Origin of the sequence: Bradyrhizobium sp. CSS354 (genome assembly GCF_029051725.1) — a bacterium.
Taxonomy (GTDB): Bacteria; Pseudomonadota; Alphaproteobacteria; order Rhizobiales; family Xanthobacteraceae; genus Bradyrhizobium.
This window is the reverse complement of sequence record NZ_JAACFU010000001.1, coordinates 351,017-372,995: the sequence shown is the minus strand read 5'-3', so window position 1 is coordinate 372,995 and position 21,979 is coordinate 351,017. Positions and strand designations below refer to the sequence as shown.

Annotated in this window: 22 protein-coding genes; 11 read left to right on the top strand and 11 right to left on the bottom strand. The window is 64.5% G+C overall.

Annotated elements, in window-relative coordinates; translation table 11 throughout:
- The 7 genes from GWG67_RS01885 to GWG67_RS01855 form a co-directional block, all read right to left on the bottom strand.
- The gene (locus GWG67_RS01885) at positions 1 to 1,140 is read right to left on the bottom strand and encodes a hypothetical protein (protein WP_275167453.1); all 1,140 of its coding nucleotides are present in this window, start codon (positions 1,138 to 1,140) and stop codon (positions 1 to 3) included.
- Positions 1,141 to 1,476: 336 nt separating this feature from the next.
- On the bottom strand, positions 1,477 to 1,662 hold the full coding sequence (locus GWG67_RS01880) for a hypothetical protein (RefSeq protein WP_275167452.1): 186 nt from the start codon (positions 1,660 to 1,662) through the stop codon (positions 1,477 to 1,479).
- A gap of 63 nt (positions 1,663 to 1,725) precedes the next feature.
- Positions 1,726 to 2,952 carry a carboxylate-amine ligase gene (locus GWG67_RS01875; RefSeq protein ID WP_275167451.1) on the bottom strand — a complete coding sequence of 409 codons (1,227 nt, stop codon included), beginning with the start codon at positions 2,950 to 2,952 and terminating at the stop codon, positions 1,726 to 1,728.
- A 21-nt stretch (positions 2,953 to 2,973) separates the two neighbouring features.
- Complete coding sequence (locus tag GWG67_RS01870) at positions 2,974 to 3,801, bottom strand: class II glutamine amidotransferase (protein ID WP_275167450.1); 828 nt, start codon at positions 3,799 to 3,801, stop codon at positions 2,974 to 2,976.
- Between the two features lie 91 nt (positions 3,802 to 3,892).
- Positions 3,893 to 4,519, bottom strand: coding sequence for an FMN-binding negative transcriptional regulator (locus GWG67_RS01865; RefSeq protein WP_275167449.1), 627 nt, complete (start codon positions 4,517 to 4,519; stop codon positions 3,893 to 3,895).
- A 74-nt stretch (positions 4,520 to 4,593) separates the two neighbouring features.
- Positions 4,594 to 6,060 (bottom strand): PLP-dependent aminotransferase family protein, encoded by a 1,467-nt coding sequence (locus GWG67_RS01860; RefSeq protein WP_275167448.1) that lies wholly within the window; start codon positions 6,058 to 6,060, stop codon positions 4,594 to 4,596.
- A gap of 172 nt (positions 6,061 to 6,232) precedes the next feature.
- Positions 6,233 to 7,990 (bottom strand): MOSC and FAD-binding oxidoreductase domain-containing protein, encoded by a 1,758-nt coding sequence (locus GWG67_RS01855; protein WP_275167447.1) that lies wholly within the window; start codon positions 7,988 to 7,990, stop codon positions 6,233 to 6,235.
- A 167-nt stretch (positions 7,991 to 8,157) separates the two neighbouring features.
- Between GWG67_RS01855 and GWG67_RS01850 the strand changes: the two genes are divergently transcribed.
- The 5 genes from GWG67_RS01850 (at position 8,158) to GWG67_RS01830 (ending at position 11,057) form a co-directional block, all read left to right on the top strand.
- Positions 8,158 to 8,538: a nuclear transport factor 2 family protein gene (locus GWG67_RS01850; RefSeq protein WP_275167446.1), complete on the top strand. Its 381-nt coding sequence runs from the start codon at positions 8,158 to 8,160 to the stop codon at positions 8,536 to 8,538.
- Between the two features lie 432 nt (positions 8,539 to 8,970).
- Positions 8,971 to 9,444, top strand: coding sequence for a tellurite resistance TerB family protein (locus tag GWG67_RS01845; RefSeq protein WP_275167445.1), 474 nt, complete (start codon positions 8,971 to 8,973; stop codon positions 9,442 to 9,444).
- A 2-nt stretch (positions 9,445 to 9,446) separates the two neighbouring features.
- Entirely contained in the window at positions 9,447 to 9,809 is a 363-nt protein-coding gene (locus GWG67_RS01840) for a hypothetical protein (RefSeq protein WP_275167444.1), read from the top strand.
- On the top strand, positions 9,806 to 10,441 hold the full coding sequence (locus GWG67_RS01835) for a TerC family protein (protein ID WP_063992876.1): 636 nt from the start codon (positions 9,806 to 9,808) through the stop codon (positions 10,439 to 10,441). The genes GWG67_RS01840 and GWG67_RS01835 overlap by 4 nt, the downstream gene beginning before the upstream one ends.
- 31 nt (positions 10,442 to 10,472) lie before the next feature.
- Entirely contained in the window at positions 10,473 to 11,057 is a 585-nt protein-coding gene (locus GWG67_RS01830; protein WP_007608795.1) for a TIGR00645 family protein, read from the top strand.
- Positions 11,058 to 11,078: 21 nt separating this feature from the next.
- On the opposite strand, the gene GWG67_RS01825 is transcribed toward GWG67_RS01830, so the two are convergent.
- Entirely contained in the window at positions 11,079 to 12,017 is a 939-nt protein-coding gene (locus GWG67_RS01825; protein WP_275167443.1) for a LysR family transcriptional regulator, read from the bottom strand.
- Positions 12,018 to 12,176: 159 nt separating this feature from the next.
- On the opposite strand from GWG67_RS01825, the gene GWG67_RS01820 reads away from it, so the two are divergent.
- Positions 12,177 to 12,752, top strand: coding sequence for a hypothetical protein (locus GWG67_RS01820; protein ID WP_275167442.1), 576 nt, complete (start codon positions 12,177 to 12,179; stop codon positions 12,750 to 12,752).
- 32 nt (positions 12,753 to 12,784) lie between these two features.
- Here the strand turns inward: GWG67_RS01820 and GWG67_RS01815 are convergent, their stop codons facing one another.
- Positions 12,785 to 13,867 (bottom strand): substrate-binding domain-containing protein, encoded by a 1,083-nt coding sequence (locus tag GWG67_RS01815; protein WP_007608802.1) that lies wholly within the window; start codon positions 13,865 to 13,867, stop codon positions 12,785 to 12,787.
- A gap of 113 nt (positions 13,868 to 13,980) precedes the next feature.
- Between GWG67_RS01815 and GWG67_RS01810 the strand changes: the two genes are divergently transcribed.
- Together GWG67_RS01810 and GWG67_RS01805 are read left to right on the top strand one after the other, a co-directional pair.
- The gene (locus tag GWG67_RS01810; protein WP_275167804.1) at positions 13,981 to 15,465 is read left to right on the top strand and encodes an aldehyde dehydrogenase family protein; all 1,485 of its coding nucleotides are present in this window, start codon (positions 13,981 to 13,983) and stop codon (positions 15,463 to 15,465) included.
- A gap of 187 nt (positions 15,466 to 15,652) precedes the next feature.
- A complete protein-coding gene (locus tag GWG67_RS01805) occupies positions 15,653 to 15,916 on the top strand; it encodes a hypothetical protein (RefSeq protein ID WP_275167441.1) in 264 nt (87 codons plus the stop codon).
- A 7-nt stretch (positions 15,917 to 15,923) separates the two neighbouring features.
- Here GWG67_RS01805 and GWG67_RS01800 read toward each other — a convergent pair whose 3' ends face one another.
- Positions 15,924 to 16,820 carry an alpha/beta fold hydrolase gene (locus tag GWG67_RS01800; protein WP_275167440.1) on the bottom strand — a complete coding sequence of 299 codons (897 nt, stop codon included), beginning with the start codon at positions 16,818 to 16,820 and terminating at the stop codon, positions 15,924 to 15,926.
- 180 nt (positions 16,821 to 17,000) lie between these two features.
- Between GWG67_RS01800 and GWG67_RS01795 the strand changes: the two genes are divergently transcribed.
- The 3 genes from GWG67_RS01795 to GWG67_RS01785 all read left to right on the top strand — a co-directional run bounded on the left by GWG67_RS01795 (position 17,001) and on the right by GWG67_RS01785 (position 20,602).
- On the top strand, positions 17,001 to 18,389 hold the full coding sequence (locus tag GWG67_RS01795) for a class II 3-deoxy-7-phosphoheptulonate synthase (RefSeq protein ID WP_106943045.1): 1,389 nt from the start codon (positions 17,001 to 17,003) through the stop codon (positions 18,387 to 18,389).
- Between the two features lie 4 nt (positions 18,390 to 18,393).
- Positions 18,394 to 18,747 carry a diacylglycerol kinase gene (locus GWG67_RS01790; RefSeq protein WP_275167439.1) on the top strand — a complete coding sequence of 118 codons (354 nt, stop codon included), beginning with the start codon at positions 18,394 to 18,396 and terminating at the stop codon, positions 18,745 to 18,747.
- A gap of 97 nt (positions 18,748 to 18,844) precedes the next feature.
- Positions 18,845 to 20,602: an NAD+ synthase gene (locus GWG67_RS01785; RefSeq protein ID WP_275167438.1), complete on the top strand. Its 1,758-nt coding sequence runs from the start codon at positions 18,845 to 18,847 to the stop codon at positions 20,600 to 20,602.
- A gap of 165 nt (positions 20,603 to 20,767) precedes the next feature.
- On the opposite strand, the gene GWG67_RS01780 is transcribed toward GWG67_RS01785, so the two are convergent.
- Entirely contained in the window at positions 20,768 to 21,955 is a 1,188-nt protein-coding gene (locus GWG67_RS01780) for a DUF2865 domain-containing protein (RefSeq protein ID WP_275167437.1), read from the bottom strand.
- Positions 21,956 to 21,979 lie beyond the last annotated feature (24 nt).

Here is a 21,979-nt window from a genome sequence, read left to right as displayed (position 1 = left end):
TCAGCCGTAGAGGTAGCCCACCGGCTTGCCCTCGGTCCGCAGAGGACGGATGTCCCTCTGCGTGATGATCTGACCGGCGAGGCCGTCGATCTCGTCGCGCTGTGTCGGCGTCCAGCTGCGGAGGTCGTTCATGCCCTTGAGAAGGCCGAGCCGAAGGACCTGGGTGTTCTCGCCGACACCGACGAGGCTTGTGGCGTTCTTCCCCGCCGTCACCACGTCGCCGGCCGTGAGCTCAAAGCTCTCGCCAGTCTTGTTCCTGAATTCGGCCGTGCCGCGGATGACGCGGTAGATCACGACCTCGCCCTTGGCGAAGCATGTGATGTCAGCCGCTGCCGACGTGCTCTTGGGCAAGAGCGATTGGCCGCGCGGATCGGTTGCGATGATGTGGCCGGTGACGAGATGGCCGCTCGGCACTTCGATGCCGATGTCGCGCACATAGACCGGCATGGATGATTTGACCGGGTTGTCGGTGAGCGGCTTGAACAGCGCATCCAGCGCCAGCGGGTCCTGAAGCCAGAAGCCTGCGTCCGCAGGGCGATCATGCAGGGAGTGGCTCCATGCGACCCGTGGCGTCTCGTCTTCGTTGATCTGATCCGGGCCGACAATGGTCGGATTTGGAAAGGTCGTCGGATCGGTGATGAAGGCTTCGAGGAATTTGCCGGAATAGCCCATGGAAATCGGATCCGGCGCCACCGTTTGTGGCGTCTTCAAATTCTCTTCGGTCGACAATCCCGACCAGGTGTAGAACAGCTGGCGGTGCACGATCGCGCTTTGCAGCATCACCGCGCCGGGGCCGACATTGTAGAAGCGTCCGTCATAGTCGAAGGTGAATGCGCCCGAGGTGACCAGCACGAGCTGAAAGCCGCCTGGCGGCAGATGAAGATGGAAATCGGTCGGACCGGTGTCGGGCAGATAGATCGGCAGATTGGTCGCGACTTCGTGCAGCAAGAAGGTTTCGTTGTTGGCGTGAAAGCCCTCGTTGGCGCGATTGTAGAGGGCTTGCGGCCGGTACGTCGCCTCGAACTTCGCATTCCGGTCGCGGTCGATCGCCACGAAATCCTGAGCGTTGAGGCGAAGGGGCGCGCCGTCCGGGCGGGTGAGGCCGGTGATTTTGAGATCGCCGGCGGCATGCACGTTCATGGCATTCTCCGATTCTAGGCCGCTCACCCGGTCTCTCGGCGCACGCATCTCGCTGCTCCAATCGGGAGAGCAGGGGATCAGGCCTGATGCTGCCTTGCGAATTTTGGGCCAGTCGAGGCGCCGCGCGGCACCGAGGCTTTGCCACCCGCCGCCACGCGAAGAAAAATCGAGGTTGCACCTGAGGTTAGATGACAAGCTTCGTCAGCCTGCATGGCCATGTTCGCCCCGTCTGCAAACCCGGCGACGAGAGGTGTCCTGTCTAATTTGTCGGCATTCTGGCGCGGTCGTGCAGCCGCGCCGATCAGTAGCTGCCGGCGGCCGGGTGTCTGAAGCCGTTCATTCGAAAGATCGACGGACGATCCGCTCGGGCTTGCCGTATGGGCTGTCAGCCCACTTCGCCATGTCCACTGCACGCGCCTCGATGAGCTCGCACCACAGGCAGCTGAGCTCCGCGAGCCCTTTGGCAGAGAGCATCGGAATGAGACCATGGCCGCAGCCGGCGCAACATTTGACGCGATTCATGGTTCTCTCCGCGACCTTCCGGATTCAGGACCGACATTGTCGCTCCCGAAGCTTGCGCGGACGCTATGAGGGCGCGGCGACGCCTGCGGCCGGGGTGCTCGTCCCCGAGATCGTCGCGTCTGCGATCCAGCGCGACACGGCGGCGATGTCCTCCGCGTTGTCGCGGAAGGCGCGAAGTTGGAATTCAGCCGAGCTGCCTCGTTCCACGATGGTGCGGCAGTGTTCGACCTCGGCGGCGCAGTTCAGCGCAGCGGCGTCTTCGGCGATGTCCTCGATCACGCGGGAGAGCAGCTCCGAGATCTCGACCGGCCCGTCCTTGGAGGCAAAGATGCAATCGGTGCCGTAGCGCTGGGCCCGCCATTTGTTCTCCACCGCGATTGCGCGTTCGACCGCGGTGACCTCTTTCGACAGATGAGGCCGTAGATAGAGATAGCGGGTCAGGCAGCGATAGAGCGAGGCAATGGCAACGGCGTCGTCGACGAAGGTGCAGGTATCGGGCGCACGCAGCTCGAGGGTCGGGTGCTTCATGGAAGGGCGCATGGCCCACCAGATGTGGCTTTCATCGGGGATCACGCCGGAGCGCTGCAACGCGCCGACATACTCGTCGTAGTCCCGCCTGCTCTCGAACAATTCGGGCAGGCCGGTGCGCGGCAGCTCGGAATAGGCGGCGAGCCGGTAGCCCTTCAGTCCGGTCTTGTGTGAATTCCAGAACGGAGAGGAGGCAGATAGGGCAATGAACAGCGGCAGCTGCGGCAGCATCGCTCGCATCACCGCCATGCGCTTTTCCGGATCGGGCAGTTGGACGTGCACATGCATGCCGCACATCAGGTTGCGGTGGCCGATGCTGCGCAGATCTTCGATCATCTCCTCGTAGCGCGGCTTCGGGCTCGGCTGCGACATGCGCCACACCGCGGTCGGATGCGTGCCGCAGGCCATGATCACGAAACCGTATTGTGCCGCGACGTTCGCGACTTCGCGACGCAGGAAGCGAAGCTCTTCGCGCGCATCGGCGACGTCGACATGAACGTTGGTGGCGACCTCGAGCTGGGACTGCAACATCTCCCGCATCGCCTGACCGCCTGTCGACCAGTTCGCAGATTCGAAAAGCTCATTCGGGGTCTGGATCGCGACCTCCAGGCTGCGGCGATCGGCGAGGAAGTATTCCTCCTCGATACCGAACGAATATTCCGCGGCCTTGCCGCGTCCTCCAGCCGAGCGAATGACGAGGTGCTGCTTGTCTTCCGATGAATCAAGCCGCAGCAGTTTCAAAACGTCTGAAGCAAATGTCATCGTGCCACCCGGCCAAGGTATTTACCTGCGGGCGATAATCCTTCTGACCGGGGCGGGTTCCGCGTCGGCCTCACCGGAAATTGCAAGATCGAACGGAACTATTTTCACGCTCTCTGACGCGCGCGCGACCACAGCGTGATTCGCGGGCACTTCCGTCCAGTCCGTTTCCTGGTCGAACGGCTCGGACACGACGATGACCTGGCCGCCAGCCTCGCGGAAATACAGCGTGTTGGCGGCATCGTTGACCGCAACCCGGAAGGCATAGAGATCCCGGCCGTTGGCGATGGCGCTGGTGAAGCGTAGCCGCTCACGAAGCTCGCCTTCGTTGACCAAGCCGACGAGGGCTTGAAGCACGCGACGCGTTGCGCCGAGCGGATCGGCGTCGAGACCCGCGCCCATCATGGCGAGAAAGACAGCTTCCGAATCCGTCGTGCCTGTCCGTGAGGGGTAGTAGGCGTCGGGGATCAGCGCCTCGACCTTATGCCGCAGGCGATTCCAGCTTCCGACGAAGCCGTTGTGCATGAACATCCACTGGCCGCAGGCAAAGGGATGACAGTTCTGCCGGGTGACCGCCGTGCCGGTGGCGGCACGCACGTGGGCGAAGAACAGATGCGAGCGGAGATGTCGGCAGAGGTAGCGGAGATTCTCGTCCGACCAGGCGGGGCGTGTTTCACGATAAAGACCAGGCTCCGGATGCTCGCCGTACCAGCCGAGACCAAAGCCGTCGCCATTCGAGCCGGCCGTCGACTGAAGCGAGCGGATGCTTTGCGCAATCAGCGAATGCTCGGGCTCGGTGACGTAGGGTTCGAAGGACGTCGTCTCGCCCCGGTATGCGATCCAGCGGCACATAGGAATCCTGTCAGGAGATGCTTGCTGAAATGTATCAACCAACCTGACAGGACGATGGTTCCCGACGCGAATGTCGGAAACCAAGTGGTCACTACACCGGAACCGGAATCAATGGCGCAACTTCCCGATCGTGTACGCTCTCGCTTGCTGCGAGACCTTGTGCGACGCCGACACGGTCGGCCTCGGGACGGTTCTGGCTCATCTTGCGCTTGCCTTCGAACCGCACGACGGGAATGCGCACGCCGACGATTCCGCGCAGCTGCGCTGCGATGAAATCTTCGGGGGCATCGGTAACGGCCCACGGCTTGGCGCGCGATCCTTCATGCCTGTTCGTGAGCCGCGTCACGGCATCGAGCAGGCGCTCAGGCTCCTGGAAGAATTCAACCGGGCCGTAAGCATGGACCGCGACGTAGTTCCAGGTCGGCACGACCTTTTCGGTCTCCTGCTTGGTCGCGTACCAGGACGGCGTCACATAGGCGTCGGGACCGCTGAAGATTGCCAGCGCATCTCCGATCGGCGGCAGTTTCCATTGCGGGTTGGCTTTCGCCAAATGTCCGTACAGCACGCCGTGCTCGCCTTCGCTCTCGTCGAGAAAGAGCGGCAGCGGCGTGGCGACCGGGCCTTCGCTGGTGGCCGTGACCAGACTGGCGAGCCGGGCGCCGCGAATGGTCGCCCGGATGCTCTCGATGTCGTCTTTGAAGGCGGGAGGGATGTACATGGTCTATCTCCGGTGTTGATCTGGAGATAGCCGGAATCTGGCCTATAAGAAACTGCCAGTTATCGTCTGTTTGATCAGTCCAGTTCGGCGACGGCCTGTGCAAGAAGCCTGCAGCCGCGCTCGATCTGTGCGACCTCCAGCGCCGAATAGCCCATGACGAGGCCGACTGTCTTCCGCGGTCGGCGAGGTCCGACGAACAGTGCCGAGACGGGATAGATGCCGAGGCCCTTTGCATGGGCCGCCTTGATCAACGCGTCCTCACGCTTCTGCGGCAGATCATCGAACCACGCCACGATGTGCAGGCCTGCGGCCGTGCCCTCGATCCGGACGCGATCCCCGAAGCGGCGGCGGAGCGCGTCGAGCAGCGCCCCCTGGCGTTCGGCGTTGCGCCGGCGCACGCGCCTGATGTGGCCGTCATAGGCGCCGCTTTCGAGCATCGAAGCGAGAGCGTCCTGTTCGATCAGCGGCGTGTGCCGGTCCATGATCTGCTTGGCGACGGCCAACAGGGATCGCAGGGCGGTGGGCACCACCAGATAGCCGATCCGCAAGGTGGGGGAGAGCGTCTTGGAGACGGTGCCGAGATAGATCACGTTGTCGCCGCCCTCCAGCGTATGCAGCGGCGGGATCGGCTTGGTGTCGTAGCGAAACTCGCTGTCGTAATCGTCCTCGATCACGTAGGCGTCGTTTGCCCTGGCCCAGGCGAGCAATTGGTGCCGGCGTCCGATCGGCATGACGCCGCCGAGCGGATATTGGTGCGACGGCGTGACATAGGCGAGGCGGGCTTCGACGCCATCGAGCCGCGTGGTCTCCAGTCCATCCGCGTCGACCGGGATCGGGATCGTCTCGGCGCCCGTCGCTGCGAAAGTATGCCGCGCCATCTGATAGCCGGGATCCTCCATCACGAAGCGGTCGCCGGCGTCGAGCAGCAGGCGGGCGCAGATGTCGAGGCCCTGCTGCGAGCCGTTCACGACGACGATCTGATCGACCTCGCAGCGGACGCTGCGCGACCGCCACAGATAACCCTGAAGCGCGGTCCGCAGCCGCAGCGCGCCGCAGGGATCGTCATAGGCCAGCCGCTCGGGCTTGCGCGCCATCGCGGCAGTCACGGCCTTCTTCCATGCCAGCACCGGGAAATCCGACGGCGCGAGCTCGCCATAGCGGAAGTTCGCGACGAGCCCGCGCGGCGCCTCGGTCCAGCGCGGCGGGTCCTGAAGCAATCGCTCACCGAACGCAGACAGCCGCACCTTCCGCGCCGATGGCTGCGACACTACGCGCGTGCGTCCCCGTTCGACGACGGCGCGGGCCACACGCGGCCGCGCACCATGGCGTGTCTCGATGAAGCCTTCGGCGGCGAGCTGTTCGTAGGCGACCGTGACGGTCGAGCGCGCCACGCCCATCTCGCCGGCCAGCGCGCGGGAGGACGGCAGCAACCCGTTGATCCCGTACACCTGCGCCACGATCTGATCTCTCAGGGCCTCGTAGATCTGGCGCGCGCCCATGCGGTCGGCACGGGGGGCGGGTTTGGTCTTCATCTGGATCATCCACATTCCAAGCCGGCATTCGCCCGAGCGGACCATGTCGGAATGTGGTTCTAATCCCGTTCGCCGAGAGTTTCGACGTAAGCCTTGCCGTAGGGATGAAAATGCTCCTTGCGGCCCTGGTCCCACAACGCAAGGAGGCCGGGGCGCCACCTCGCATAACAGGTCTCCACTTTTATAGATCAATCACGAGGTCGTTGCGGGGGTGTGAGCAGCAGATCAGGACATTGCCGTCCGCCGGCGGATCGAGCGGATCCGGCGCATAGTCGACCGTCCCCGCGATCAATCCGCTCTCGCAATTGTGGCAGACGCCGGTCCGGCACGACCAGCGCACGGGGACATCGCAGGCTTCGGCCAGCTCCAGCAGGCTGGCGTAGGATGGCCCCCAGCAGACATTGAGGCCGCTGCGGGCGAACGAAACCACAGGGCCGGGGCCGGGAGCGCCGACCGGCGGGTGCACTCGCTTCTGCGGGGAGGACACTATGCCGGGCGTCAAGGATGGTCCGGCGCCGAACAATTCGGTGTGGATGCGATCCGGTGCGATGCCCAACGTGGTGAGGCCAGCTTTCAGATCGCTCATGAAAGCTGCCGGTCCGCACAGATAGAAATCGCCGTCACGCGGCACGCTCAGACTCTGGAGCAGGCGTGCGTCGAGATGTCCGGCTGTATCGAACTCCACATTGAGACGATCGCCCGGGTCAGGCGCGCTGTAGCAGACGTGGCTACGGTGATGAGAGAGCCCACTTAGCAATTCGCGCGCCTCGGCGGCGAACGCCTGTTCGCGGCCGTTGCGGGCGCCATGCAGCCACCACACGTCCCGCGTCGTCGCTTCCGCCGCGAGCGCGTGGAGCATTGCGAGCACCGGGGTGACGCCGATGCCGGCGCTCAGCAGGACGACGGGCCGGGCCCCTGGTCGAAGCGTGAAACTGCCGCGCGGCGCACCGAGCTGCACGGCAGCGCCGGCCAGCAGCTCGTCGGCGATGTAGCGGCTGGCGGCGCCGTGCGCTTCGCGCTTGATGCTGATGCGATAGGACGCGGCATCGGAGCCGCTCGACAGCGAATAGCTGCGTGTCATCGCCTGCGCAGCGGAAGGCTCGAGCCTGATGACGACGTATTGACCGGGCAGGGCAGCCGCTACGGGAAGTCCGTCGACGGGTTCGAGGATCAGCGACGTCACGTTGCCGCTTTCCGCGATCTTGCGCGCCACGCGAAAGGAGCGGAATCCGCGCCAGGCCGGTAGTGGGCTCGCCGCCGGCCCAAGCCCGGCGTTTCCCGCGGTCTTGTTGTCCTTCTGCTGCTCGAGCAGCGCCTCGAAGGAACGCTGCCAGCCGCGGCTCAGCGCGGGAATCCGCAGCGCGCGCTCCAGGCGTTCGCGCGGATGCGGCGGCATGTAGAGCAGTGCATTGATCTCGAACACGCTCATGCGCTCGGGTCCCACGGCGATCTGCGTGATCTCGTCGCCGGCTTCGACGTCGCCTTCCTCGATCACACGGAAATAGAACCCGGGCCGGCCGTGCCTGACCAGCAGCGCGGCCATGTCCGGCTCGTCCATGCGAATGCCGAGCCGGTAGCAGGTGACGCGCGGTTGCGTCACTTCGAATAGCGCGGAGCCGATCCTGTAGCGGTCTCCGATGCACACGTTGGTGTCGGCGAGGCCCTTAACCGTAAAGTTCTCACCGAACTGGCCATGAACGAGGTTCGATCGACCCAGATGCTCCTGCCAGTACCGATAGGATTCGTCCTGATAGACGAATACAGCACGATGTTCGCCGCCATGACCGGCCGTATCGCCCTGACCGTCGCCATCGATGTTGAGCCGGCGCACCCTGCGCGGGCCTGTGACCTGCGCCTTCCAGATGCCGGTGTGGACGGTCCGACCCTGCCAGGCGACGTCACGCGGCAGACCGACATTGACCGAAAGCAGACGTGCCATTGCGGGTTCCCCAATCACTGCGGGCTCTGCCATCATCCTTGCATCCGGAGGGCCTTTTTGGCTCGTTAGTCGTTGTTAGAGGTTGCGAGCAAGTCTTGTCACCGGCTCCCTGCGCGCCAATCTGTAATGGCGTAACGAGGACGCAGTCGGGACAACGGGAGATCACGATGGATGATCAGGGCAAGCTGGCCGCGCTTCAGCGCCATTGGATCGCTTCGGATGCGAACGATTTCGAGGCCGAGCACGACATCTATCGCGAGGACGCGGTGCTCGACTATCCGCAGTCCGGCGAGCGGATCCGCGGTCGCAGCAACATCCAGCAGAGCCGGTTCGTGCAGCCGAACAAGAAGCGCTTCACGGTTCGGCGAATGGTCGGCGCTAACGATCTCTGGGTGAGCGAGTTCGTGCTGACCTATGACGGGGTGCCGTCTTACGTCGTGAGCATCATGGAATTCCGCGACGGCCTGGTGGCGCACGAGACGCAATATTTCGGCGACAGGTTCGAGCCGTCGCCCTCGCGGGCGAATCTTGTCAAGCGGACGGGGTAGGCTGAGCGCTCCGCACTCCGCTGTCATTCCCCGCGCAGGCGGGGAATCCAGTACGCTGCGGCTTCTCGACAAACTACGGACGTCTCGGAGTACTGGATCGCCCGCCTGCGCGGGCGATGACAGCAAAAGACATGATCGCAGGCGGAGCACGAGAACTGCTTAGCCAATGTGGCAACACGGAACCGATGCGGCGGCTGGTCGCAGTCGCGTCGTCTTGATTCCGACGGCCCCACCTTTATGTGTGAAAGGAACAAGAATCCGGGCCCCTCTGGCGAGGAAGTCGACGTTGTCGGCAAAACCTCGCGATGTCGGATGACCTGTCCCGCGCGAATGCGATGGATCGGCCGATCGTCGGGCCTTCTTGAGAGTCTCTCCGACCAATCGTCCCCATCGCAGCCCCGTGCGGTCATTTCGCAAGATACGGGAGCAACGATGTCCGACGCCAAGCATTCAAATCCGATCGAAATCGAGATCACGGAGCCGTCCAGCCTGAACGAGCAGGCTGCGGTAGCGCTGGTGATCGTCGGCGCGCTGGTTGCGGTCGCCGACCGGCAAGTTTCGCCGGTCGAACGCGACGAGGTCGTCCGTTTCATCCGGGATCGCAAGCTGGCACCGCACATGTCTGACGACCGGCTCTACGCGATGTTCGACGAGCTTGCCGAACGTCTCGAAGAACCGGATTTCGCCAATGTGGTGATCGACAATTTGCGTCCGGTTTCGGACCTGCCGCTGTCGGCTCATTTGATGGAACTGTCGGAGCGCGTCGCGGCCGCGGACGAGGACGTGCATCCCCATGAAGTGCAGGCGATCAAGCTGTTGCGCTTGCTGACGCTGGTGCTGCCGCGCGCAAAGCAGGTGGCGCCGGGTGCAGTGCGTGCCGATCAGCGCATCGCCGCCGAGGAATAAGCATGAGCGCAGTTTCGGACGAGGATAAGACAGGGACTGCGGGCGCTACCGGCCAGATGGCCGGCGGCGACCCGCGCCTCGACAAGCTTGTCCTTCGCCTGCCGCCGCGCATGGGCGACACCGTCACCTATCTGCTCAAGCCGTCCAGCCGCTGGGTGAGAATTCCCTCGGGCGCGCTGCTCATTGTCGGCGGCGTGCTCTCCTTCCTGCCGGTGCTCGGCGTCTGGATGCTCCCGCTCGGCCTGGCTTTGCTCGCTGAAGACGTGCCCGCGCTGCGATCCTCGCGCGCCAAGGTTTTGGATTGGGTCGAGCGGAAGAAGCCGCACTGGCTCGATTCGTCCGCACCGAAAAATGACCAATCATGACTGAATTCATCACAACCGAAGCGCTGACCGCGCTGTTTCAGGTCGTCCTGATCGACCTCGTGCTCGCCGGCGACAATGCCGTCGTCATTGGCCTTGCCGCAGCGGGCCTGCCGGCCGAGCAGCGGCGGCGCGCAATCGTCGTCGGCATCATCGCCGCCACCGCCCTGCGCATCGTCTTTGCCGGCGTCGCGACCCAGCTTCTGCAAGTGATCGGGCTATTGCTCGCCGGTGGCGTGCTGCTGCTCTGGGTATGCTGGAAGATGTGGCGGGAGCTGCGCGAGCAGTCCGCGCATGCGAACGAGTTCGCGTTCAGCCACGGCGGCAGCAGCGCTGCTCCTGCCTCCCGCAAGACCTTCAGACAGGCGGCCGTGCAGATCGTCGCCGCCGACGTCTCGATGTCGCTCGACAACGTGCTCGCGGTCGCGGGCGCTGCGCGCGAGCATCCCTACATCCTCGCCTTCGGCCTGTTATTGTCGGTCGCGCTGATGGGCGTCGCCGCCGATTTGCTCGGCCGCGTGCTCCAGAAGCAGCGCTGGATCGGCTATGTCGGCCTCGCCATCATCGTTTACGTCGCCTTCGAGATGATCTATCGCGGGTCGCTCGAGCTCGCGCCTGTGATCGCGAGTCTCTGAGGCAACGTCTGTCTATCATCCGGAGTGATCAATGACGTCCGAACCCAAAGCACCTTCGGCGGTTTCCGTGCCGGCGCCGCAAATCGGCGCGTTCGCCCAACTCATCTTTGGCTCGCGCTGGCTGCAAGTTCCGCTTTATGTCGGCCTGATCGTTGCGCAGGCCGTCTATGTGCTGCTGTTCCTGAAGGAGCTCTGGCACCTGGTCGTGCACTCGTTCGACGCCAGCGAGCAACAGATCATGCTGGTCGTGCTCGGGCTGATCGACGTCGTGATGATCTCGAACCTGCTGGTGATGGTGATCGTCGGCGGTTACGAGACCTTCGTCTCGCGCCTGAACCTCAGCGGTCATCCGGACGAGCCGGAATGGCTCAGCCACGTCAACGCCAGCGTGCTCAAGATCAAGCTTGCGATGGCGATCATCGGCATCTCGTCGATCTCGCTGCTCAGGACCTTCATCGAGGCGGGCAATCTCGGCACGACGCGTAGCAATTTCACCGAGAGCGGCGTGATGTGGCAGGTGCTGATCCATCTGACCTTCATCATCTCCGCGATCGGCATCGCCTGGGTCGACCGCCTCAGCGAGAGCGGCCAGCGCAAGGGAGCCGGCCACGGCTGAGCACTCGACCGGCGCGCTTGATCAGGCGATCTGCGGGTAGGCCGCGTTTTCCTGCCGCTCGCGCTCGCCCAATTCGCGCACCAGCTCTTGGAGGAAGGATTCCGTGTAGGCGGGCAGGGTGCGCTCGGCGCGAACGTAGATGCCGAGGTCGGACCAGACCGGGCTGCCGGCATTGTCGAGCGGCAGGAAGACGAGCCGGCTGTCGCGTGACAGCCTGCCGATGCCGAGCTGGGTCTGGAAGGCGACGCCGACGCCGCGCGCGGCGAGCTCGCGCATCAGGTCGATCGAGTTGGCCTGGATCGCCGGCTCCGGCGTCTCGGACAGCTGAGCGATCAGCGGCTGGAGCAGATGGTAGATCGACAGCTCCGGCAGCGCGTGGATGACGGGAAAGGCGAGACATTGGGTCAGCGTGACCGTCTTGCCGCGCGCCAGCGGATGCTCGCGCGCGACGACTGCACCCAGGCGAAACCGTTTCAAGGCGACCTGGCGCAGGTCCGGCGGATGGCGCAGCGCCATGGCGATGCCGATGTCGGCCTCGCCCCGGCTCAGTGCCTCCAGCACATCCGACGATCCCTTCACCTCGGCGGTGAAGCTGACGCGCCGGGCCCGGCCGCGATGGGAGGCGATCAGGTCTGGCAGCACCGATTCCGTGAGCGACTCGATGCAGGCAATGCTGACGGTGCCATGCCAGGTCCCCGACAGGGACGCGACGTCCGAGCGGAAGCGATCGAGGTCCTGGAGCACGTTCATGACGTGCCGGGCCAACATCTCGCCGACCGTCGTCAGCGTCAGGCCGCGCGCATTGCGCTCAAACAACGGTGACCCAACCTCCTGTTCAAGCTTGAGAATCTGGCGGCTTACAGCCGACGAGGCAACGTTCAGCACGCGCGCCGCGGCCCGGATCGAACCGGTGCGGCGGACGGCGTGGAAGTACTGGATGGCCGGTGAGTGAAAGCGCATGGGACCCCCGGGTCTGACTATAACTGTTGCCGAAACGGCATCAACATGTACGAAATTCTCTGCTTTTCGAGCGCGCTTCTCCCACCTAGGTTCGCCGCCGGCTTGGCCGGTCCCGCCGGACCGTCATGCCATGCGCAACGAGGCGCGAGGGGATCCGGGGTGGACGAGAACATTGTTTGCGAGGTCGCGCCGGACACGCGTCTGGTCGATCGCCGTCGCGCGGCTGCCTATGTCGGCGTGACCGCCGGACGCTTCGAGCAGCTGGTGCGCGACAGCGTCGTGCCACCGCCGGTCATGGTGGACAACAAGCGGCGCTGGCCGCTCGTGTTGCTCGACGTGGCGAAGGACGCGGTTGTCAGCAGCAGCATACCATGCCTGCCGCAGGTGACGGCCGAGATTGCGCAGGACGCGCGTCCCTGCGAACGGGCCCCGGCACCAGTCTCGTACGAACTGCCGGACCAGGCCTGGTTTGAGCAGCGCGCACGGTTCGTTCAGCGCGTGCGCCGGTCGCTGCTGTCGGGCAACGAGATACGTCTCCTGCGCGAGTTCAAGCTGCTCAGGCAGAACCAGATCAGCATGTTCGGCTATTACGGCAGCTTCGAAGCCCTGATGGTGCGCGGCTACATCGTCGAGCTCGCGCGAAAGCCTCCGTCGAGCCGTCCGCTGGTGACGTATCGCCTGACCGCGCAGGGCGAGCAGGTCATGTCAGCGCTGAAGGACGAGCCGGCGATCTGACCGGCGCGGACAGGCGATGGAATCCGTCGGCATCATCGCACGGCGTGCATCTCCAGAAACGCCTTCACGCCGGTGACGGTGCCGGTGTCCGACGGCACATAACCCGGCAGGGTGGCGACGGCCGCGCGAAAATCGGCGCTGCGGATGATCTCCAGGATGCGCTGCATCGGCCCGGTGTCCAGGAACGCGCGCTTGCAGACGAAGAAATAATCCTCGGTCAGGAGCCGGATGAAATCGAGGCCGAAATGCCGGGCGGCGGCTTCAACCCCGAAACTCGCATCAGCCATGCCGCTCGCGACATAGGCTGCGACCGCGGCGTGGGTGAACTCGATCTGCTGCGCGCCGTTGATGCGGCTCTCGTCAATTCCGCTTGCCGCGAGCAGTTGGTCGAACAGAAGCCGCGTGCCGGAATCGTGGTCGCGATTGACGAAGCGGACTTTTGGTCCGGTGAGATCATCAAGCGAAGCGATGCGCAGCGGATTGCCGCGTGCGACCATCAATCCCATTTCGCGTGTGACGAAGCTGATGATGCGATCCTCGCGCGGATCGAGCCATTCGCGCGCAGCCTTGATGCCCTGGGCGCGTAGGGCGCCGTGCGGCAGATGCAGGCCCGAGAGATCGCAGGCCCCCTGCGCCAGAGAGACCAGTGAATGCTGGTTGCTGACATAGCGCAGATCGACGCCGATGCCGGGCTCGCGGTCGAGGAATTCGCGCAGTTTTGCGACCGCAAAACCGTGGCTGGCGTGCACGCGGATCACCGACGGGCGCTGCTCGAGGAACGGCTTGATCTCGCTCGCCAACTCCTGCGCCAGATTCTCAAGCTGAGGTCCGAGCCGGGCCTGCATGCGCTCGCCCGCCCACACCAGCCGCTCGCCGAATGGCGTGAGTTTTGAGCCCTTGCCGCGCTGGGTTTCCACCAGCGGCGTGCCGAAGAACTCCGACCATTGCTCGATCAGATTCCAGACGTGGCGATAGGAGAGGTGCGCGTCCTTGGCCGCGCTGGTGATCTTCCCGGTTCTCCTGATCTCGTTGAGGACGCCGAGCATGACGATGGCGGTGCGCGGATTGCCCTCGCGGCGAAACCGCCAGACGGCCTCGATCTCGATCTGAAGCATTGGTCCTCCTTATGAACTACACTTCATATGACGGCGATCCATTTGCAATTCATATCATATTTACTCGGGCTTGGCGGCGTCTAGTTTGGAATACCAGAACTGGAGGAAATATGATGTCTGTTGCATATGACTTTGCACATTCGCCTGCGAGCGAGTTCATGTCCCGGCCACAGCATCTGCTGATCGACGGCCGCCGCGTCCCCGCAAGCTCCGGTCGCACCTTCAAGTCGCTCAATCCGGCCACCGGGCAGGTCATCGCCGTCGTCGCCGAAGGCAACGAGGCCGATGTGGAGCATGCGGTCGCCGCCGCGCGCCGGGCTTTCGAAGGCTCCTGGCGCACAATGCGGGCGTCCGAGCGCGGCCAGATCCTGCTGCGCTGGGCAGACCTGCTCAAGGCTCACGCCGAGGAGATCATCGAGCTCGAGTCGATCGATGCGGGCAAGCCGATCGCCGCGACATCGCGGCAGGATTTTCCGGCCGCCGTCGACACGCTGATCTACTATGCGGGTTGGGCCGACAAGATCAGCGGCGACGTCGTGCCCGTGCGCGACGATGCCCTGACTTACACCGTGCGCGAACCGGTCGGCGTGGTCGCGGCGATCGTGCCCTGGAATTTCCCGCTGATGATCGGGATGTGGAAGCTCGCGCCGGCGCTGGCCTGCGGCTGCACCATCGTGATGAAGCCGGCCGAGCTGACCTCGCTGTCGGCGCTGCGCATCGCCGAGCTCGCGCTCGAAGCCGGCCTGCCGGCGGGCGTCTTCAACGTGGTCACTGGCCCCGGCCGCGTCGTCGGCGACGCGCTGGTCAATCACCCCGACGTCGACAAGGTCACCTTCACCGGCTCTCCCGGTGTGGGGCGGGGAATCATGAAGGGCGCCGCAAGCAATTTCAAGCGCGTCTCGCTCGAGCTGGGCGGCAAGTCGGCCAACGTCATTTTCGACGATGCCGATCTCGAAGCCGCATCGAAAGCTGCGGCTTCCGGCATCTTCTTCAATGCCGGCCAGGTCTGCTCGGCCGGCTCGCGCGTGCTGGTGCAGGAGAAGGCCTATGACGAGGTCGTCGAACGACTGGCGGCGCGCGCAAAGTCGCTCAGGATCGGCGACCCGCTCGACCGCAAGACGACGCTCGGCCCTGTCATTTCCGAGAAGCAGATGAAGTCGGTCCTCGACTATGTCGAGATCGGCCGCAAGGAGGGTGCGACCCTCGTCACCGGTGGTGAGAAGGTCGGCGATCGCGGCTACTTCATCAGCCCCGCGGTGTTCGCGAATGTCGCGCACGAGATGCGGATCTCGCAGGAGGAGATCTTTGGCCCCGTCGTCAGCGTCATCAAGTTCAAGGATGAGGCCGACGCTTTGCGGATTGCCAACGGCACGGCTTACAGCCTCGCCGCCGGCGTCTGGAGCCGCGACATCGGCAGGCTGCAGCGCTTCGCCAAGCGGGCGCGCGCGGGCACGGTGTGGATGAACACCTATGGCTACACCGACGTGCGCCTGCCCTGGGGCGGCGAGCGCGACTCCGGCCTTGGCCGCGAGCACGGTTCCGCCGCGCTCGACAATTTCACCGAGCCCAAGGCTGTGTGGATGAATTTGGCCGTTTGATACCTCCCGAGCGGCCAAGCCTGGAGCCCGCCTGACCACCCGTGCAGGCGGGCTCTTTTTTCGAGATCGATAAAATTGTCTGCATTCCGCTCAGCGGCGGCAAACCCTGCGAACAAGAACTGTGCGGCCTTAAACCCCGGCTTTGGAACCGACGTGCATTCTGCCTGCAACAGGGTGGGGCATCAGCATGTCAGTTCTCAGGGAGGTCGTCGTCGCGATCGCGGGAGTGTACGCACTTCTGTTCGCGTGCGACGCAATGTTCGGGATCGGCGAGGCGCGCTTCGACGAAGCCTATTACAGCGCCAGCTTCTACGCGCCGCGGCCGAAGGAGTTTCGTTTCGCCGGCGATACGCCGCCGGCCGTCCGCGTCAGCGAGGCATTTGCGCAATTCGCGCCGGGCGAGGCCAAGCCGAACAAGCGCTACTCGTCGCTGACGACGATCCTCCGGTAAGCGCCGTCTACTCTCCCTGAATCCATTCCGCGACGCCACGCCACAATGTGTCCCGGTGGTCGGGGCGGAAGAAGCCGAAATGGCCGATCGCCTTGGCGCCGACGTCGGACGGCTTCACGTTAATTACCTCCGGCTTGATTGCGGTGAATCCGCTCGCAAGCAGCTCGACAGCGGGCCGCGTCGCCCAGGGATCGTCGGAAAAGCAGAGTGTGCGCAGCTCGCCCTTGAACTTGGCGAAATTCTCCAGCTCCGGCAGCTTTGAATCGAAGAGATAGCGCGGGCTCGAGACCCAATCGGCCCATTGCAGGAAGACGCCCTTGGGCAAATCCTCACCGATGCCGGCCCAGCCCGGCGCATAACCGAGCGCGTGGACGAGCGGCACGCCGACAAAATTCATGAAGGCGAAGACGCGGTATTTTTCCGGCGACGTCATCAGCCGCCAGGTCGCCGCCTGCGAGGCCACGAACGCGGCGCGCGAAATGTCCGTGTTGTTGGCGATCAGCCCGAGCGCCTGGCCGCCGAAGGAGTGCCCGACATAGGTCAAGGGCAGGGTATTGTAGCGCTGGCGCATCCAGTGCACTGCGGCGGTGACGTCGAGCGCGGCCCAGTCCGACATCGAGGCCTTGAAGCCGACCAGCGATTTCGGCTGGTTGTAGCCGACCATCGCCGGCAGCCGGGAGTCGCCGATGCCGCGATAGTCGTAGGTCAGGACCGCGCAGCCGCGATGGGCGAGATAGGAGGCAAAGCCGCGATAGATTTTTCGCGGGACGGCGGTCGCCGAATTGACCAACACGGCATGACGTTTGGTGCCGCGCGGCAAGAATAGCGTACCGCTCAGCGCATACCCGTCGGTCGCCGGGAAGCTGATCTCGTCGATGAAAACGTCGTCCAGTGCCACGTCCATGGGCCGAAGGTATCTTGCCAGTTCCGAGCCGTTTCCCAGCAAATGCGAATTTGGCTTTCCCCGCAAGGCTTTGCAGTGCCAGACGGATTTACAACTGGCGGCCGGTGGCCAGCCTGTGTATAAGGCGACCCTCGCAACCCACAGATCAGGTTGTGCTTTTTGCTTCACGGAGAGATTGCGATGTCCGAGCGGTGGACGCCCGAGTCCTGGCGCAGCAAGCCGGTGCTACAGGTGCCCGATTATCCCGACGCCAAGGCCCTGGCCGACGTCGAGGCGCAGCTTGCGACCTTTCCGCCGCTGGTGTTCGCGGGCGAGGCGCGCAATCTGAAGAAGGCGCTGGCGCGGGTCGCGGCCGGAGAGGCCTTCCTGCTGCAGGGCGGCGATTGCGCCGAGAGTTTTGCCGAGCACGGCGCCAATAACATCCGCGACTTCTTTCGCGTGCTGCTCCAGATGGCGGTGGTGCTGACTTATGCCGGCGCCGTCCCGGTGGTGAAGGTCGGGCGCGTCGCCGGCCAGTTCGCAAAACCCCGGTCCTCGCCGATGGAGAAGATCGACGGCGTCGAGCTGCCGAGCTATCGCGGCGATATCGTCAACGACATCGCCTTCACCAAGCAAGCGCGCGTCCCCGATCCGCAGCGCCAGCTGATGGCCTATCGCCAGTCGGCGGCAACCCTAAATTTGTTGCGCGCGTTCGCGACCGGCGGCTACGCCAATCTCGGCAGCGTGCATCAGTGGATGCTCGGCTTCCTCAAGGATAGTCCGCAGTCCCGCCGCTACAAGGAATTGGCCGACCGGATCTCCGATGCGCTCAATTTCATGCGCGCCTGCGGCCTCGATCTCGAGGCCCATCCCGAGCTGCGCGCCACCGATTTCTACACCAGCCACGAGGCCCTGCTGCTCGGCTACGAGCAGGCCATGACCCGTGTCGATTCCACCACTGGCGACTGGTACGCGACCTCGGGTCACATGATCTGGATCGGCGACCGCACCCGCCAGCTCGACCACGGCCATATCGAATATTTCCGCGGCATCAAGAATCCGATCGGGCTCAAATGCGGCCCGTCGCTCAAGCCCGACGAGCTGCTGAAGCTGATCGACGTGCTCAATCCCGACAACGAACCGGGCCGGCTGACGCTGATCGGCCGCTTCGGCTCCGACAAGATCGGCGAGCACCTGCCCAACATGATCCGCGCCGTGAAGCGCGAGGGCAAGGTGGTTGTCTGGTCGTGCGATCCCATGCACGGCAACACCATCACCTCGACGTCAGGCTACAAGACGCGGCCTTTCGACCGCATCCTGTCCGAGGTGAAGTCGTTCTTCGCGATCCACGCCGCGGAAGGCACCCATGCCGGCGGCGTGCATCTGGAGATGACCGGTCAGGACGTCACCGAGTGCCTCGGCGGCGCCCGCGCGATCACCGACGAGGATCTCAACGACCGCTATCACACGGTCTGTGATCCCCGGCTCAACGCCGAGCAATCCATCGACATGGCTTTCCTGGTCGCAGAACTGCTCAAGCAGGAACGCGCAGGCAAGGTCAGGCCGATGCCGGCCGCGGCGGGGCTCTAAGACCTTGCTGCGAATCTGGAAGGCCACGATCAATTCCCGTAACGGTCTGGCCTTTGCGTTCCGCTCGGAGCAGGCCGTCCGCGAGGAGATCGTTGCGCTCCTGTTGTCGCTGCCGCTCGCATGGTTCGTCGGCGCGACCGCGATGCGCGCGGTCGAGCTGATCTGCGCGGTCGCGTTCGTGCTGGTGGTCGAGCTGCTCAATACTGCGATCGAGAAGCTTGCCGACCGGCTGACCATGGATCACGACAAGCAGATCGGACGGGTCAAGGACATGGGCTCGGCCGCGGTCGGTATTGCGCTCCTGATGGCCGGCGCGTTCTGGATCATCGCCATCATCGAGCGTTTGGGATTTCTCTAAAGCGCGTATCGCGCTCTAGGCTGTTTTTTGAGCATGATCTTTTCGGAAAACCGCTTCACACTTTTCCGGATCATGCCGTGATCGGAGCGCGGCGGCCATGACCGAACGTCTCAACGCATTCGCGGTCACGGTCGCCCAGCTCAATCCGACCATGGGCGACATCGACGGCAATGCCGCGAAAGCGCGCGCGGCTCGCCTGCGGGCAGCCGCTGACGGCGCCGATCTCGTGCTGCTCCCGGAATTGTTCATCGCCGGTTACCCGCCGGAAGACCTCGTGCAGAAGCCCTCCTTTCAGGCCGCCTGCCGCGCTGCGATCGAAGCGCTCGCGCGCGAGACCGCCGATGGCGGGCCGGCCATGCTGATCGGCACGCCCTGGGTCGAGGAGGGCAGGCTCTACAATGCCTGCGCGCTGCTCGATGGCGGCCGTATCGCTGGCTTGCGCTTCAAATGCAATCTGCCGAACTACGGCGTGTTCGACGAGAAGCGGCTGTTTTCGCGCGGCCCTGCGGCCGGTCCCGTCACCGTGCGCGGCGTGCGCATCGGTGTGCCGATCTGCGAGGACATCTGGCTGGAGGAGTCCGAGGACTACGAGAACGTGGTCGAGACGCTGGCCGAGACTGGCGCCGAGATCATCCTTGTGCCGAACGGCTCGCCTTACGCCCGCAACAAGGCTGACGTGCGTTTGTCGGTCGCGGTCGCGCGCGTCACCGAGAGCGGCCTGCCGCTGGTCTATCTCAACCAGGTGTGCGGCCAGGACGAGCTGGTGTTCGACGGTGCTTCCTTCGCGCTCAACGGCGACCTTTCGCTCGCGGCGCAATTGCCGGCCTTCGCGGAAAGTATCACCACACTGCGCTTCGCGAGAAGCGGCGACGATTGGCGTTGCACCGGTTCGATCGCCGCGCAGCCCGAGGGCGACTACGCCGACTACGCGGCCTGCGTGCTGGGCTTGCGCGACTACGTCGCCAAGAATGGCTTTCCGGGCGTGCTGCTCGGGATTTCCGGCGGCATCGACTCCGCGCTGTGCGCAGCGATCGCGGTCGATGCACTGGGTGCCGATCAGGTGCACGGCGTGATGCTGCCTTATCGCTACACTGCGGCAAGCTCGATTGCGGATGCCGGCGAGCTCGCCGGCCATCTCGGCATCCGCTACGAGGTGCTGCCGATCGCGGAAGCGGTGACCGGGTTCGAGACCATCCTGTCCGGCGTCTTCAAGAATCTGCCGCCCGATGTCACCGAGGAAAATCTCCAGGCCCGCACCCGCGGCACGCTGCTGATGGCGATCTCCAACAAGACCGGACTGATGGTGGTGACAACCGGCAACAAGTCGGAAATGTCGGTCGGCTACGCCACGCTCTACGGCGACATGAACGGCGGCTTCAATCCGATCAAGGACATCTACAAGACGCAGGTGTTTCGGCTGGCAAGCTTGCGCAATTCGTGGAAACCCGAGGGGGCGCTGGGGCCGGCCGGTGAGGTGATCCCGCCCGACATCATCACGCGTCCACCGACCGCGGAGCTGCGCGAGAACCAGACCGACCAGGATTCGTTGCCGGCTTACGACGTGCTCGATGCCATCCTGGAGCGTCTCATCGAGCGCGAAGAGCCGCTCGACCAGATCATCGCCGCCGGCTTCGACCGCGAGACGGTCATCCGCATCGATCATCTCCTCAATGTCGCCGAATACAAGCGCCGCCAGGCCGCCCCCGGCGTCAAGGTCACGGCCAGGAATTTCGGCCGCGACCGCCGCTATCCCATCACCAACCGTTTTCGCGACAAAGGCGAGCAGCTCGCCGCCCCGGACGAGACGCTGGTATCGCGCGGGAGCAAAGCCTCGATCGACGCGTTCGAAGGGTGAGGCTGGCCGAAGTTCGTGGATGGACGCTGTCGCCACGTACGACGCCGTCATCATCCGCGAAGGCGGATGATCCAGTACGCCGCGGCGGGCGTTGTCGAAACCCAAGTGATGACACGGAGTACTGGATGCCCGCCTTCACGGGGCATGACAGTTGTGCGTGGTGACCTACTTCTGCTGCTGCGGCAGGAAGCTCGGCCCGACCGAGCGGATCGGCTTGTTATCGGAGTTTGCAGGGGTGCCGGCTTCCGCCGGCGGCGTTGCTGCCGGCGCGCCAGCAGTCGTCGGTGCCGGAGCCGCGCCCTTCTTTGCATTCGCAGGCGTGCCCTTGTTGAGCTGCCGCTGCTGCATCTTCTTGGCGCTCTCCTCGGTGACGATGATGTCACCCTGCTGTTCGGCCGATGCCTTGTCGTCGGCGGATTTGAGCGCGTCGGCCCAGGTCTGACCAGCGGCCTTGCAGGAGCAGGACGGGTTGAACTCGCTGCGGAATTTGAACGCGGTCGGCAGGGCCGTGTAGGGCTGGCCGCTGGTGGAGACCGCGGAGTTCATGTCCTCGCCGGGATTGCGATGGGTATAGAGCACGGCTTCCGCGGCCGGGCACAGCGCCTTGCAGGTCTTCTCGTCGTCGGGGAAGCGCGCCGGCACGGTCGCAAACGAGACCGGGAAGTAAGCGCCGTCGCAGGTGCGCACGCACACGGTGCGATAGGTGCCTGATTGCGGGCCGAGATCGGACGGCGGCACGCCTTGCGGATTGTTGGGGTTGTTGCCGCCGAACAGATTGCTCAAGAAGTTGCCGCCGCCTTGCGACTGCGCGGCGTTGGCATATTGCGGGCCGCAATTGTTCTGTGCCAGCGCTGCCAGCACGGAGCGGCGTTGATTGTCACGCTCGGGACTGAAGCCGCCGGGCCCGCCGCCGCGCAGGCGTTCGAGATTGCCGGTGATCTGGTCCAGATTGGCGCGCATCTGCTGGATCTGGGTGTTGACCGGACCGCATTGCGCCGACTGGCCGCTGAACAGCGAGAAGAAGCCGGAGGAATCGCAGCCCATGCGCTTGGCCTGCATGGTGACGCGGTCGAGCTCGGCCTGCTGCTTGGTCTGGGACTCCTGATAGCGGCGGATCTGGTCTTCGCGCGCGGGATCACCGCCGCCGCCACGATCGAGACCGGCGAGCTGGCCTTCCAGGCGCGCGCACATAGGGTTGGGTCCGAGCCCGTTCTGGCCGGGCTGAGGCGGCGGTCCCGGCGGTCCGGCCTGTGCGAACGCGTTATTGACGAGCATGACCGTGCTCAAGAGCACGGCGCAGGCAAGGATCGAGCGAGCACGGGAGAGAGACAAAAATTCAGGCATATCCGCCATTCTAGCGAGGTCACGGCCACGCGT